Annotated in this window: 12 protein-coding genes; 7 read left to right on the top strand and 5 right to left on the bottom strand. The window is 65.1% G+C overall.

Annotated features, from left to right (window positions below; all coding sequences use genetic code 11):
• Positions 1-52: 52 nt before the first annotated feature.
• The 5 genes from LB536_RS17340 to LB536_RS17320 all read left to right on the top strand — a co-directional run bounded on the left by LB536_RS17340 (position 53) and on the right by LB536_RS17320 (position 4,016).
• Positions 53-868, top strand: a complete 816-nt coding sequence (locus tag LB536_RS17340) for a response regulator transcription factor (protein WP_224594815.1) — start codon at positions 53-55, stop codon at positions 866-868.
• A gap of 259 nt (positions 869-1,127) precedes the next feature.
• Positions 1,128-2,009 carry a metal ABC transporter solute-binding protein, Zn/Mn family gene (locus tag LB536_RS17335; protein ID WP_224594813.1) on the top strand — a complete coding sequence of 294 codons (882 nt, stop codon included), beginning with the start codon at positions 1,128-1,130 and terminating at the stop codon, positions 2,007-2,009.
• A 10-nt stretch (positions 2,010-2,019) separates the two neighbouring features.
• The gene (locus tag LB536_RS17330; protein ID WP_224594811.1) at positions 2,020-2,814 is read left to right on the top strand and encodes a metal ABC transporter ATP-binding protein; all 795 of its coding nucleotides are present in this window, start codon (positions 2,020-2,022) and stop codon (positions 2,812-2,814) included.
• Positions 2,798-3,622: a metal ABC transporter permease gene (locus LB536_RS17325; protein ID WP_210243058.1), complete on the top strand. Its 825-nt coding sequence runs from the start codon at positions 2,798-2,800 to the stop codon at positions 3,620-3,622. The genes LB536_RS17330 and LB536_RS17325 overlap by 17 nt, the downstream gene beginning before the upstream one ends.
• Positions 3,609-4,016 carry a Fur family transcriptional regulator gene (locus tag LB536_RS17320; RefSeq protein ID WP_224594797.1) on the top strand — a complete coding sequence of 136 codons (408 nt, stop codon included), beginning with the start codon at positions 3,609-3,611 and terminating at the stop codon, positions 4,014-4,016. Before LB536_RS17325 ends, LB536_RS17320 begins: the two co-directional genes overlap by 14 nt.
• Before the next feature lie 5 nt (positions 4,017-4,021).
• Here the strand turns inward: LB536_RS17320 and LB536_RS17315 are convergent, their stop codons facing one another.
• From LB536_RS17315 to LB536_RS17295, 5 genes are all read right to left on the bottom strand, one after another.
• A complete protein-coding gene (locus LB536_RS17315) occupies positions 4,022-6,094 on the bottom strand; it encodes a 3-hydroxyacyl-CoA dehydrogenase NAD-binding domain-containing protein (protein ID WP_224594795.1) in 2,073 nt (690 codons plus the stop codon).
• A 120-nt stretch (positions 6,095-6,214) separates the two neighbouring features.
• Positions 6,215-7,162, bottom strand: coding sequence for an ABC transporter permease (locus LB536_RS17310; protein WP_224594780.1), 948 nt, complete (start codon positions 7,160-7,162; stop codon positions 6,215-6,217).
• A gap of 3 nt (positions 7,163-7,165) precedes the next feature.
• Positions 7,166-8,146: an ABC transporter permease gene (locus LB536_RS17305; protein ID WP_224594777.1), complete on the bottom strand. Its 981-nt coding sequence runs from the start codon at positions 8,144-8,146 to the stop codon at positions 7,166-7,168.
• Between the two features lies 1 nt (position 8,147).
• A complete protein-coding gene (locus LB536_RS17300; RefSeq protein ID WP_224594775.1) occupies positions 8,148-9,665 on the bottom strand; it encodes a sugar ABC transporter ATP-binding protein in 1,518 nt (505 codons plus the stop codon).
• Between the two features lie 48 nt (positions 9,666-9,713).
• A complete protein-coding gene (locus tag LB536_RS17295) occupies positions 9,714-10,727 on the bottom strand; it encodes an ABC transporter substrate-binding protein (protein ID WP_224594773.1) in 1,014 nt (337 codons plus the stop codon).
• Between the two features lie 205 nt (positions 10,728-10,932).
• Between LB536_RS17295 and LB536_RS17290 the strand changes: the two genes are divergently transcribed.
• Positions 10,933-13,359, top strand: a complete 2,427-nt coding sequence (locus LB536_RS17290) for a glucan 1,4-alpha-glucosidase (protein ID WP_224594880.1) — start codon at positions 10,933-10,935, stop codon at positions 13,357-13,359.
• A gap of 48 nt (positions 13,360-13,407) precedes the next feature.
• A complete protein-coding gene (gene gnd, locus LB536_RS17285) occupies positions 13,408-14,424 on the top strand; it encodes a phosphogluconate dehydrogenase (NAD(+)-dependent, decarboxylating) (protein ID WP_140761524.1) in 1,017 nt (338 codons plus the stop codon).
• Positions 14,425-14,434 lie beyond the last annotated feature (10 nt).

Raw genomic sequence — 14,434 nt, 5'->3', positions numbered from 1 at the left:
ATACCTCGCAGGTGGTATATCTGATCTATTTTCTCGTTTAAGGGGGTATGGGTTGAGCGCTTCCCGCAACGACGAATACAGCCGGCTCGCCACCCTTGTCGCGGCGACGCGGGAGACGAGCGGCGACCTGTTCGGCCAAGCGATGGTCGATTGGCTGCGGCAGCATGTCGGCTTCGACCACTGCGTGATCTTCGGCTATCGCGGCGCCTCACGACCGCCACTGCTGTTCGAGACCTTCACACCGGCCGAAAGCCACGTCTTCGTCGCGCTCTACCAGGAAGGGCCTTACCTGCTCGACCCGTTCCACCACGCGGCGGTCGAGCGCAAGGAAGGCTTCTGGCGGATGCGGGAACTCGCGCCTGATCGTTTCTACGCCAGCGAATATTTTCGCTCCTACTACAGCCAGACCAGGCTGGCCGAGGAGGTCGGCTTCTTCGTGCCGCTGCCGGGCAAGGACGCGCTGGTGCTGTCGCTGATGCGGCTCAACGCTTCCGGCCCGTTCGGCACCGCCGATGCCAGGCTGCTGCGCGACATGGCGCCGGCGGTGATCAGCTTCATCCGATTGCGCTGGCCTGCCCTTCCAGCCGACGAACCGGCCGAGACGAAGCAGGACGAGGAAATAGCCGCGGTCAACGAATTCGACCGCGCCCATATCTGGAAAAGCCTGTCGCTGACGCCGCGCGAAAAGCACGTCGTCGACCTGGTGCTGCAGGGCCATTCGACGGAATCGATCGCCAGGGCGATGCGCATCGTGCCGGGAACCGTGAAGGTCCATCGCCGCAACATCTACCGCAAGCTCAAGATCAAGTCGCAGGCCGGCCTCTTCGCCCGCTTCGTCGAGATCATCGACGCGCGGATAAGGAATTGAAGGGTCGGATGCGTCCGTGCTGACGGACCGCATGCTTCGGCGATGGGCGGGAGACATCGATCGCTTCGGCCAATCCCGAATGGCTTTGCCATGCTGACCGAGGTCACGGTTTTGTGTCCGCCAAACATGGCTGCATCGGAAAGTGCCATTGATCGTCTCGGATTTCTACCGTAAACGTTATACTGTAACGGATATGCCACAACGTGACACGCATGGCGGTGTATTGAGTCCGCCCCCGACTTTCCAAAGGAGACCAAGGATGCGTTCCCTTCCCTTCCTGGCCGCGCTGCTGGTTGCGGCGCCGCTGCTGACCGGCACCGTCGCCCGGGCAGAAGACAAGCTGAACATCGTTGCCGCCGAGAATTTCTATGGCGATCTTGCTCGTCAGATCGGCGGCAGCCATGTCGCCGTCACCAGCATCCTGTCCAATCCCGACGACGATCCGCATCTCTTCGAGACCAGCCCGTCGACGGCGCGCACCATCGCCGATGCCAAGGTCATCATCTATAACGGCGCCGACTACGACCCATGGATGGACAAGCTGCTCGCCGCATCGAGCAAGCCGGACCGCACGGCCATCGTCGCCGCCGACCTGATCGGCAAGAAGTCCGGCGACAACCCGCATCTCTGGTACAACCCGGCGACGCTGCCGGCGGTCGCCAAGACGCTCGCCGCCGAGCTGTCGAAGCGCGATCCCGCCAACGCGGCGCATTACGAGGCCAATCTCAAGCAATTCCAGGCCTCGCTCGACGGCATCGACAAGGAAATCGCAGCCGTCAAGAAAGCCTATGCCGGCACCGAGGTGACTGCCACCGAACCTGTGTTCGGCTACATGGCCGAGGCGCTCGGCCTCAAGATGCTGAACTATGATTTCCAGGTCACGGTGATGAACGACGCCGAGCCAAGCGCGACACAGGTCGCGGCATTCGAAAACAGCCTGAAGGATGGTTCGGCCAAGATCCTGTTCTACAATTCGCAGGTGACCGATCCGGCGACGACCCGGCTTCTCGACCTCGCCAAGCAGAACAAGGTCACCGTTATCGGCGTCACCGAAACGGAGCCCGCCGGCAAGACGATCCAGAGCTGGTTCGGCGGCCAGATCGACGCGGTCCAGAAGGCGCTCGCGGCCCGCACACAATGAACGTGACCGAATGAATGCAATTGAGTTCGCCAAGGTCACGCTGACCTATGGGGGACGCCGGGTTTTGTCCGACGTCTCCTTTTCGATTCCGCAAGGCGCCTTTGTCGGCTTGCTCGGCGCCAATGGCGCCGGCAAGACCACGATGCTGCGCGCCATCCTCGGCCTCATCAAGCCGGCCGGCGGCGCCATTTCGGTGCTCGGCAAACCGCCGACACGCGGCAACGCTGATATCGGCTACATGCCGCAGGCGCGGCGTGCCCTGACCCAGATGGGGATCAGCGGCCTGGATTTCGTCCTCATCGCGGCCGGTGGCCACCGCTGGGGTTGGCCGGTTGCTTCCGCCACCGAGAAGGAAGCCGCCTGGAGAGCGCTCGAAGCCGTCGGAGCGAGCGACCTCGCCCGGCGTCCGCTGGCAGAGCTTTCCGGCGGCGAGCGCCAGCGCATCCTGATCGCCCAGGCGCTGATCGGTGACCCCAAGCTCCTGCTGCTCGACGAGCCGCTGATCAGCCTCGACGCGGCGCACCAGCGGACGATCATCGACCTCGTGCACGAGATCGGCGAGCGGCTCGGCATCGCGGTGCTGTTCTGCTCGCACGAGATCAACCCGCTGCTGCGCGCCGTCGATCGCGTGCTCTACCTCGGCAACGGCAAGGCCGCGATCGGCAGTGTCGACGAGGTCATCAGCGGGCCGGTGCTGTCGGAACTCTACGGCACGTCGATCAATGTCGTTCGAGTCGCCGGGCGCATCTTCGTGATGGCTGACGATGTGGAACTGGAAGGCGAGGCGCATGTCCACGATCTTTGACTATGAATTCATGCGCAACGCCTTCTATGCCTGCACGGTGGTCGGCATCGTCGCCGGCGCGGTCGGCTATTTCCTGGTGCTCAGGGGCCAGACCTTCGCCGGCCATGCGCTCGCTCATGTCGGCTTCCCCGGGGCCACCGGCGCCGGCCTCATCGGGCTGTCGCCGTTCTTCGGCCTGACCGTGTTCACCGTCGTCGCCGGCATCGGTATCGGCCTGCTTGGCGAGCGCGCGCATCGCGACGTCGCCATCGGCATCGTGCTGACGCTGTCGCTCGGCCTCGGCCTTCTGTTCCTGCATTTCTATACCGCCTTCGCCTCGCAGGCGACCAACGTGCTGTTCGGCAATGTTCTGGGCATCAGCCTGCGCACCGTCATCGTGCTCGCGGCGCTGGCGGTAGCGATCCTGGTCGCTTTGGTGCTGATCGCCCGGCCACTGCTGTTCGCCAGCCTGCAACCGGAACTCGCCGAGGCAAGGGGCGTGCCCCTCAACCTCGTCTCGACCCTTTTCATGGTGCTCGTCGCCTTCGCCACTTCGGAAGCTGTACAAATCGTCGGAGTGCTGCTTGTCTTCGCGTTGATGGTGGCTCCCGCCGCGACCGCGCTTCGACTGACGCAAGGGGTACTCGCCGGCATAACGATCTCGATGGCATTGGCCGTCACCATCGCCTGGATCAGCCTGTCGCTTGCCTACCTGACCGACTGGCCGACGAGTTTCTGGATCACCGCGCTGGGTACATCAGCCTATCTGGTCAGCGGCATCGCGCAACGCTCGATGGCCCGACGCCCGGCCGCCGATGACAGATCCTGAACTCACCCGGAACCAGAAGCTGGTGCTGGCGGCCATTTCACGCGCCGGCAGGCCGGTCAGCGCCTACGACATTCTGAGCGATATCAGGCCGCATGGCATCAAATCACCGGTACAGGTCTACCGGGCGGTCAAGAAGCTCATCGAGAATGGCGCGGTTCACAAGGTCGAAAGCCTCAATGCTTTCGTGCCCTGCGCCGGTCGGCATTCCCATGGTCCGAGAACCACGATCCTGGCGGTCTGTGAACAATGCGGCCGGGTCACCGAATTCAGCGACGACATCACTGACCGCCGGCTCGCCGAATGGGCCGCGCGCGAACGCTTTGACATCGAGGCGACGAGCATAGAGGTCAACGGCCGCTGCGCCGACTGCACGCTCGAACGGGATCGGGGATAGCTCGGTCAGCCCGTCGCGTCGGTATCCCACGAGCCCGTCTCGGCCATGCGCCGAAGCAACGGGGCCGGCTTGAAGACATCCTTGCCGGTCTGACGATACCAATATTCGAGCCGCTCGACGATCCTGGCCGCGCCTTCGAGGCCGGCCCAGAACATCGGACCGCCCTTGCCGACGGGAAAACCGTAGCCATTGACCCAGACGACATCGATGTCGGAGGCACGGGCGGCTATCCCTTCCTCCAGAATCTTGGCGCCCTCGTTGACCAGGGGATAAAGCGTGCGTTCGATGATCTCGTCGGCGCCTATCGTGCGCGGCGCGATGCCCCTCTCGGCGGCCTTGTCGCGGATCAGCGCCTCGACCTCGGGATCGGGTACCGGCGTGCGCGAACCGTTCTCGTAGAGATAGAAGCCACGGCTGGTCTTCTGGCCGAAACGGCCCTGTTCGCACAGCGTGTCGGCGATGACGGCCGTCAAGCCGAGCGCCTTGCGGTTGCGCCAGCCGATGTCGAGGCCGGCCAGGTCGCCCATCTGGAACGGCCCCATCGGCCAGCCGAAATCGGTGAACGCCTTGTCGATCTGGCTGGGTGTCGCGCCTTCCAGCAGCAACGCTTCCGATTCAGAGCCGCGCGCGGCCAGCATGCGGTTGCCGACGAAGCCGTGGCAGACGCCGACGACGACAGCCACCTTGCCGATCCGCCGGGCGAGGTCGACCACGGTCGCCAGCGCATCGGGCGCCGTCTTCTCGGCGCGCACGATCTCCAGCAGCTTCATGACGTTGGCCGGCGAGAAGAAATGCAGGCCGAGCACATCCTGCGGCCGCGAGGTTGAGGCGGCGATCTCGTCGATGTCGAGATAGGAGGTGTTGGTGGCGAGGATAGCGCCTGGTTTCGCCACCGCGTCGAGTTTGCCGAAGATTTCTTTCTTGACCGCCATGTCCTCGAACGCCGCCTCGACGATCAGCTCGCAATCGGCGAGATCGGCATGGTCGATCGAGCCTTTGAATTGGCCGAGCCGCTGGCGCTTGGCGTCCACGCTCAAGGAGCCGCGTGTGACAGAGACGGTGTAATTTTTCTCGATCGTCGCCAGCCCCCGCTGCAACGCATCCTGGCTGGTTTCAAGCAAGGTGACGGGAAAGCCGCCATTGACGAAAGCCATGGCGATGCCACCGCCCATCGTGCCGGCGCCGATGACGCCGACGCGGGCGATCCTGCGCTTGACGACATCCTTGCCGGGAAGTTTTGTCGCCTCGCGTTCGGCGAAGAACAGGTGCCGCTGCGCGCGCGACTGGTCGCTGGCGACGAGCTTGACGAATAGCGCCCGCTCCGCCGCCAGCGCCTCGTCGAAGGGCAGCGTGACGGCATTGCGGACCGCCTGTGCACAAGCGATCGGCGCGTCGAGGCCGCGCGCCTTCCTGGCCAAATCCGTCGCCTCGGTATCGAAGGCCGCAAGGTCGGTTTCCCTAAGTCCCTCGTCGCGATCACGCACCGGCGTGAACGGACCACCCTTGCGGGCCATTTCGCGGGCAAAGTTCACGGCGTGGGTGATCAGATCGCCTTCGAAGACGGCATCCACCAGGCCGGCCCCATGCGCCTCATCCGCGCCGATCGGTGCGCCTGAAACGATCATCTTCAGCGCCTTGACGGCGCCCACCAGGCGCGGCAGCCGCACCGTTCCGCCGCCACCGGGCAGGATGCCGAGCTTCACCTCGGGCAGGCCGAGCTTCGCCCCTTGATCGGCAACGCGGAAATGGCCGCCAAGCGCCAGTTCCAGCCCGCCGCCGAACGCGGTGCCGTGGATGGCGGCGACCGTCGGCTTGGCGATGGCTTCCAGCACAGCCACGATGGCACGCAAATCGGGCTGTTGTACCGGTTTGCCGAATTCGGTGATGTCGGCGCCCGCGACAAAGGTCCGCCCGGCGCACGCAATGACGATTGCCGCGACCGATGCGTCGTCGCGCAGAGCGACCAGCGCCCGCATCAGCGGCTCGCGGACGTGAAAACCCAGCGCGTTGACCGGCGGATTGTCGATGGTGACGATGGCGACGCCATCCTCATTCGCGACGCTGACAGAATTGGACAAGCGGAGCCCTCCCGAGACCGACTGAGATCGCGGACCGGTTTACTAGGCCACGTTGCAAATGGGAACCGGCTGGTCCAATTGTTGGCCCGACAGGCCGCGGTCGCGCCGTAGACGTTGCGATCAGCGCACCGCCTTCTCCCCACCCGCCGCCGTGATCACCCCTACGATGATCAACCCCGTCAGCAAGAGCCGCACGCCGGCGCTGACGCCGAATGTGTTGAGCATGGTCAAAAGCAGCACCAGGAACAGCGCCGCACCCCAGACGCCGGGCACATTGGCCTTGCCGCCGGCCACCGATGTGCCGCCGATGACGACGACGGCGATCGAAGCGAGCAGATATTCATTGCCGATATCGACATTGGCGCCGCGGAAATAGCCTGCGAGCAGCGCGCCGTCGATGCCACCCAGCGTCCCCGACAGCGTGTAGGTGAGGAAGCGGATGCGCCCCACCTTGACGCCGGCGAGCCAGGCGGCGCGGATGTTCTGGCCGATCGCCAGCACCGAGCGGCCATAGATCATGCGCTGCAGGGCGATGGCAGCACCCATGGTGAACAGCACGGTGAGGATCGCAAGCACGGGAATGCCCAGCACCTGCCAGTTGGTGAAATCGGCGAAGCCCGGCGGCGGCTTGATCTGCAGCCCGCGCCCATAACTGATATCGACCGACTGGATGATGAAGCTCGCCGACAGCGTCGCGATGATCGGCGGAATGCGCAGCGCCCAGATCAGCAAATAGTTGATGGCGCCGATCGCGGCACCGCAGGCGAGCGCCGCCAGCAATCCGACCACGATCATGGCATCGCTGCCGCCCATCACCTTCATGGCAACCGCGCTTGCCAGGCCGATATTGGCTGGCAACGACAGGTCGACATTGCCGGGTCCGAGCGTGATGACGAACATCTGGCCGACGCCGACGATGACGGTGAACACGGCAAGCGACAATGCGGCCGTGACCATGCCGCCGCCGCCATAGCCGCCGGTGAAGGCGATCGTCGCCAGCCACACCAGCAGCGCGCCGACAAACGACCAGATCCAGGGTTTTGTGAGCAGCGTTTTCAGCGAAGCCATCGCTCACCTTTCCCTGCGGCTGATCAGCACCCGCGCCGCCAGCACGATGATCAGGATGGCGCCGTTGGCCGCCACCTGCCAGTCGGGCGGAATGTGCATGAAGGTGAGCAGCGGCGAGGCGGCCAGCGCCAGCGTCAGCGCGCCAATGACAGCGCCGATCGGCGAGACCCGGCCGCCGACGAACTCGCCGCCACCGAGGATGACGCCGGCGATGGCCAGCAGCGTGTAACCATTGCCGATATTGGCATCCGCGGAGGTGGTGATGCCGATCAGCGCCATGCCCGACAGCACGCCGAAGAGGCCGGCAAGCGCAAACAGCACGATCTTGGTCTTGAGCAGCGACCAGCCGGCCCGCCGCAGCGCCGCCGGATTGCCGCCGGAGCCGCGCAGGATCACGCCGTACGAGGTGCGCATCAGGCCGAAATGCACGACCGCCGCGATCAGCAGCGCGGCGATGATCGGAAACGGAATGAAAGGCGGCTTAAACGACATGATCGCCAGCAGCCAGTCCGGCGCCTTGCCGCCGGGCTTTGGCAGGACGAGGATGGCCAGCCCCTGCCAGACGAAACTCATGCCGAGCGTCACCACGATGGAAGGCAGGTTGCGCAGATGGATCAGCGCGCCGAGCAGCGCATAGATGCCGATCGACCCGAGCAGTATCGCGACGCCGACGAGCGGCGCGTCCTTCAACCATGTCGCGGTGACGCAGCCGACAAAGCCGACAAAGGTGCCGATCGAGAGGTCGAGCTCGTTGCCGGCGATGACGAACATCTGCGCGATTGTCGCCAGCGCGATCGGAATCGCCAGGTTCAGCATCAGGCTGAAGCCGAAATAGCTGATGGCGCGCGGGTTGAGCCAGGCGATTGCCGCCAACACCAGCGCCAGCGAAAGCGCCGGCAGCAGGCCGCGCAACAGCCGGGCCCGCGCCGCCGCGTTGCGTGCCGCCGATCCCTTGAAGCCATTGTCGATCGGCGTCGCCGTCATCTCAGGCCGCATCGCCGAAGGAGGACTGGATGATCTTCTCTTCCGTCAGCTCGTCGCGCGTCAGGTTGGCGACGATGCGGCCGTTCTTGAAGACATAGATGTGGTCGCAATTGTCGAGCTCTTCGGTTTCGGTCGTGTACCAGAGGAAGGTGCGGCCGCGGCCCGCCTCCTCGCGCACGAGGTCGTAGACCTCCAGCTTGGTGCCGATGTCGACGCCACGCATCGGATCGTCCATCAGCACGATTTCGGCATCGGAACCCAGTGCGCGGGCAAACAGGGCCTTCTGCTGGTTGCCGCCCGACAGCGAGAAGATGTTGTTGTTCATGTCGGGCGTGCGGATGCCGATCTTCTTCTTCCAGGCATCGGCGAGCTCCGCCTCGCGGCGCGGCGAGATCAGCAACCCGTTACGCAGACGCGCCAGCGAACGGATGCCGATATTCTGTGCAATCGACCATTGCGGGAAAATACCGTCCGACTGGCGGTCCCCCGCCACCAGCGCCACCGGCGCCGTGACCTCGATGCCGGCCTTGGCGCGTGCGGCGGCGTCGAAGATCCGCAGCAGCAAGTCGGTCTGTCCGTGGCCGGCCAGCCCGGCAAGGCCGATGATCTCGCCCCCGCAGGCGACAAGGTCCTTGCCGTCGGTCTGCCCGGCGGGCCGCGCCCGGACGCGCAGCGGTCTGGCGCCTGGCTTGGCGGCAGCGGCCTGTGCGGCGGTCTTCTCGCGCGCCGCCGCCCCACCCATCACCGTCACCAGCCGGTCGCGATCGAAGGCACCAGCCGCGTCCGACGCCACCATCTTGCCGTCGCGCATCACCACGATCCGGTCAGCGTTCCGCAACACTTCACCCAGCACGTGTGAGATCAGGATGCAGCTTTTCCCGCCGGCGACGAAGCGGCGCACGAAGGCCAGCAGCTGGCCGGCCGTGTGCGCGTCGAGCGACGAGGTCGGCTCGTCGAGGATGACCAGGTCGAGCCGGTCCTGCGTCACGGTAAAGGCGCGCGCCACCTCGACCATCTGCCGCCGGCCGATCGACAGATCGCCGACAATGTCCCAGGCCGAGATGCCATGGTCCGGGAAGATCTCATCGAGCTTGGCGGCGATCAGCTCGGCGGCCTTGCGCCGCCAGCCGAAGCCGGAGAGCGACGCATGGTTGATGCGCGTGTTCTCGGCGACGCTGAGATTGGGACACAGCGACAGTTCCTGGAACACGCAGCGTATGCCGAGCTGCTGTGCCCGCGATACGGAATAATTGTCCTCGATGCCGCCATGCACGCCGATCGTCCCGCTGTCGGGCTTCGAGGTGCCGGCCACCATGTGCATCAGCGTCGACTTGCCGGCGCCGTTATGGCCAACGAGGCCGACGCATTCGCCGGGTCCGACATGGAAATCCACCCCGCCCAGCGCGCGAACGGCGCCGAAATGTTTTTCGGCACCGTTCAGTCTTACGATGTCAATATTGGCGGCGCCGAAATGTTTTTCGGCGCCGCCAACTCTGATGTCCGTGTTGCCTGCGGCCATGCTCAACGATATCCGCTCAGTGATGCCCGGGCAACGCGTGTGCGACGTTCACTTGATGTTGGCTTTGATCGCCGCGATGGCATCTTCCTGCGTGTATTCGTGGGTGGCGACACCACCCTCCTTGATCTTCGGCAGGGCCGCCTCGAAATCGTCCTGGGTGAAGGCGAGATACGGCACCAGCAGGTCGTGCGGGATGTCCTTGCGGCCATCGAGCACCTGCTGCGCCACCCAGAAGGCGAGCGTCGACACGCCGGGCGCGATCGAGGCCGACCAGGTCTGGTAGCCCTCCTTCTCCTTCTGTTCCTTCCACCACTTCAATTCGTCCTGCCGGTTGCCCATAATGATGGTCGGCCGCGGCTTGTTGGCGGCGGCGAAGGCTTGCGCGGCGCCATAGCCGTCGCCGCCCTGGTCGACGACGCCGACGACGTCGGGCAGCGACGGCAGGATGGTCGCGACCGCTTTCTGCGCTGTGGTCTGGTCCCAGTCGCCGGTGACCGAGCCGACGATCTTGAACTCGGGATGCGCGGCCACACCCTCGAGGATGCCGGCATGGATGGCGTCGTCGATCGAGGTTCCGGCCAGGCCCCGGATTTCAAGCAGATTGCCGCCCTTGGGCTGGAACTTGGCCATATGCTCGACTTCCTGCTTGCCCATGTCCTTGAAGTCGACGACCACGCGGTAGGCGCAAGGCTCGGTCACCGTGCCGTCGAAGGAAACGACGGTGATGCCGGCGTCGCAGGCCTGCTTGATGGCGCCGTTGAGCGCATCCGGCGAGGCGGCGTTGATGACGATGGCGTCATAGCCCTGCAGGATCAGGTTTTGTACCTGCGCTGCCTGCGTCGGCACCTCCTTGTCGGCGGTGGTGAAGACATCGGCCGCGGCGACGATCTTGTCGTCGACCGCCTTCTTGGTGACGATGGCGTAGCTGTCGAGCATCGCCTGCCGCCACGAATTGCCGGCGTAATTGTTCGAGAATGCGATTTTCTTGCCGCTGGTGTCGGCGAGTGCCGTGCCGGCTGCGAGCACTGCTGCAAGGGTGCCCAGAACGAACAGTTTCTTCATGTCATACTCCTCCCGAGTGTTGCTGGTCTGCTAGTGATGAGCGTCGCGATTGCGTACCTGTTTTTTATCTATTATCAGACAAAAGTGCAGCAGGGCCGGCGGGCTGTCAACTGCAATCCGCGAAGGCCCGGCGATCAACTTGCGGTGCGATGATTGAAAGGGCTTCGCTGAATGGGCTAGGCATGGGCTCATGAGGCTGAAAAGCATGGCGGCGACGCCGATCGTTCCCCCTGGAGCCCCGGGAATTCCGGCGCGCTGGACGTCGAGCGCCAAAAGCGGCGTCGGAACTTCCCTCTCGTCGGCCGGCCCTGTCTGGTTCACGATCAGCCACGGCATCCTGAACGAGGTGTATTTTCCGCGTGTCGACAGCGCCTGCACGCGCGACCTCGGCCTGATCGTCACCGGCAAGGATGGATATTTCTCCGAGGAAAAACGCGATGCCACGCACGGCATCGAGCCGTTCGAGGACGGCGTGCCCGCCTACAGGCTGGCCAATACGGCTGATGACGGCGCCTACCGGATCGAGAAGCGCATTCTGGCCGATCCGGCTCGCCCGACCTTGCTGCAGGAGATCACCTTCACCCCGCTCGAGGGCGTTCCGGCCGATTACCGCGTCTACGCGCTTCTGGCGCCGCATCTGGTCAATGCCGGCATGGGCAACACCGCCTGGGTCGGCGAATACCAGGGAAAGCCCGTCCTTTTTGCCTCGGGGCGCGGCACCTGCCTGGCGCTGGCCTCGTCGCTGCCCTGGCGGGATTGTTCGGCCGGCTATGTCGGCGTCTCCGATGGTTGGCAGCAATTGAACCATGCCGGCAAGCTCGATCCGGCATGCTGTCGCGCCGAGGACGGCAATGTCGCGCTGACCGGCGAGATCGGCTTCACCGCCACCAACACAAAAGCCGTGCTGGCGCTGTGTTTTGGGACGACGCCGGACGAAGCAGCCGAAAACGCCTTCGCCAGCCTGAAGCGGGGATTTGAACCGGCGGCGAAATCCTATGTCGAAAAATGGCGCGAATGGCAGGCCGGGCTGCTGCCACTGGACCGCGACCGGACGCCCGGAGTGCCGGGAGTGAACGGCTACCGCGTCTCCACCGCGGTGCTGGCCACCCACCGGTCATCGGTCATGCCGGGCGCGGCGGTGGCCAGCCTGTCGATCCCGTGGGGGTTCGACAAGGGCGACGATGATCTCGGGGGCTATCACCTGGTCTGGCCACGCGACCTGGTCGAAACGGCGGGCGGCTTTCTCGCCGCCGGCGATGCCGCTTCGGCCCTTTGGATCCTGGAATACCTCCGCTCCATTCAGCAGCCGGACGGCCATTGGCCGCAGAACGCCTGGCTCGACGGCACGGCCTATTGGCCCGGCATCCAGATGGACGAATGCGCCTTCCCCATGCTGCTGGCCGATGCCCTGCATCGCGCTGGCCACTTGCCGAGTGCCAGGCTCAAGACCTTCCTGCAGATGATCGAGAGTGCCGCTTCTTATGTCGTGCGCAATGGACCCGTCACCGGCGAGGACCGCTGGGAAGAAGACGCCGGTTACAGCCCGTTCACGCTGGCCGTCGAGATAGCCGCACTGCTGGCCGCGGCCGACCTGCTCGATGCCTGCGGCAAGCAGGCCGCGGCAAGCTATCTGCGCGAGACCGCCGACTGCTGGAACGACCAGGTCGAGCGCTGGACCTATGTCACCGGCACCGCCATCTGCAAGGCCGCCGGCGTCGCCGGCTACTACGTCCGCATCGCGCCGCCGGACAGCGCCGATGCCAGCTCGCCGAAGGACGGCTACGTGCCGATCAAGAATCGCCCACCCGGCGACACGGACCGACCGGCCGAGGAAATCGTCAGCCCCGACGCGCTGGCGCTGGTGCGCTTTGGCCTGAGGGCCGCCGACGATCCGCGCATCGTCGACACGATCAAGGTCATCGACGCGCATTTGCGCTGCGAGCTGCCGCAAGGGCCGCTCTGGTACCGCTATGACAGCGACGGCTATGGCGAGCATGAGGATGGCGCGCCTTTCGACGGCACCGGTCAGGGCCGGCCCTGGCCCCTGCTCGCCGGCGAACGCGCCCATTACGAGCTCGCGGCCGGGCGCAAGGACAAGGCGGCCAGCCTGCTCGACACGCTGGAACGCTCGGCCGGAACCGGCGGCCTGCTGCCGGAACAGGTCTGGGACGGCGCCGATATTCCGGGCCGCGAGCTGCTGCATGGCAAGCCGTCGGGCAGCGCCATGCCGCTGGTCTGGGCGCATTCCGAACATGTCAAGCTGCTGCGCTCCCTGCGCGACGGCGCCGTCTTCGACATGCCGCCGCAAGGCGTGAAGCGCTACATCGAGGACAAGACCGTGTCGCCCTTCAGGACATGGCGCTTCAACAACAAGATCCGCACGCTGCCCGAGGGCAAGACATTGCGCGTCGAGCTTCTGGCGGCAGCCACAGTCCACTGGAGCGCCGACAACTGGGCAACCACCCACGATAGCCAGACGGCGGAAAACGCTTTCGGCATTCACCTTGTCGATCTGCCTACGGCCAACCTCCCCAGCGGACGCACGCTGATCTTCACTTTTTTCTGGCCCGGAACCGGCGATTGGGAGAATGTCGACTTCTCCGTCATGTCAGGCGCTCAGGACAGCCAGTAGATCCTTCCTCGACAAACCCAGCAAATCTCTAGGAAACAGGACGAAACCATGCAGATCGGAATGATGGGACTGGGCCGGATGGGCGCCAACATGGTGCGACGCCTGATGCGCGACGGCCACGAATGCGTCGTCTACGACATCAACCCGGCCAGCGTCGCCGCGCTGGTGAGCGACGGCGCGCTGGGGGCGGCTTCGATGGCGGAATTCGTCGGCAAGCTCGCCAAGCCGCGCTGCGTGTGGCTGATGCTGCCGGCGGCGATCACCGGCAAGATCATCGACCAGGTCGCGGCGCTGATGGAGCCTGGCGACATCGTCATCGACGGCGGCAATTCCTACTATCACGCCGCCGTCGACGAGGCCGCGAAACTGGCTGGCAAGGGCATCCATCTTGTCGATGTCGGCACCAGCGGCGGTGTCTGGGGGCTGGAACGCGGCTACTGCCTGATGATCGGCGGCCCCGACGTGGCGGTGCAGCACCTCGATTCGGTCTTTGCCACGCTGGCGCCTGGTCTCGATACCGGCGCGCCAACCCCGGACAAGACCGCGGGCACGGCGCCCTATGGCTACCTGCATTGCGGACCGAGCGGCGCCGGCCATTTCGTCAAGATGGTGCACAACGGCATCGAATACGGCGTCATGGCCGCCTATGCCGAAGGCATGAACATCCTGAAGTCGGCCAATGCCGGCAAGCGGCAACGGACGGCGGACGCCGAGACAAGCCCGCTTGAAAACCCGCAATACTACCAGTTCGATGTCGACCTTCCGCAGGTGGCCGAGGTGTGGCGGCACGGCAGCGTCATTGGCTCCTGGCTGCTCGATCTCACCGCCGGCGCGCTGAAGAGCGATCCGGGCCTGGCGCAATTCGGCGGCCGGGTCTCGGATTCCGGCGAGGGTCGCTGGACACTCAAGGCGGCGATCGACACCGGCGTGCCGGCGCCGGTCCTGTCCTCGGCCCTGTTCGACCGCTTCTCCTCGCAAGGCGAATCCGAATTCTCCGACAAGCTGTTGTCCGCCATGCGCTATGCCTTCGGCGGCCACATCGAAAAACCGAAGGACGGCAAGTGACGGCGACAGG

Origin of the sequence: Mesorhizobium sp. ES1-3, from assembly GCF_020164795.1 — a bacterium.
Classification (GTDB): Bacteria; Pseudomonadota; Alphaproteobacteria; order Rhizobiales; family Rhizobiaceae; genus Mesorhizobium.
This window is presented reverse-complemented; position numbering and strand designations above follow the sequence as displayed.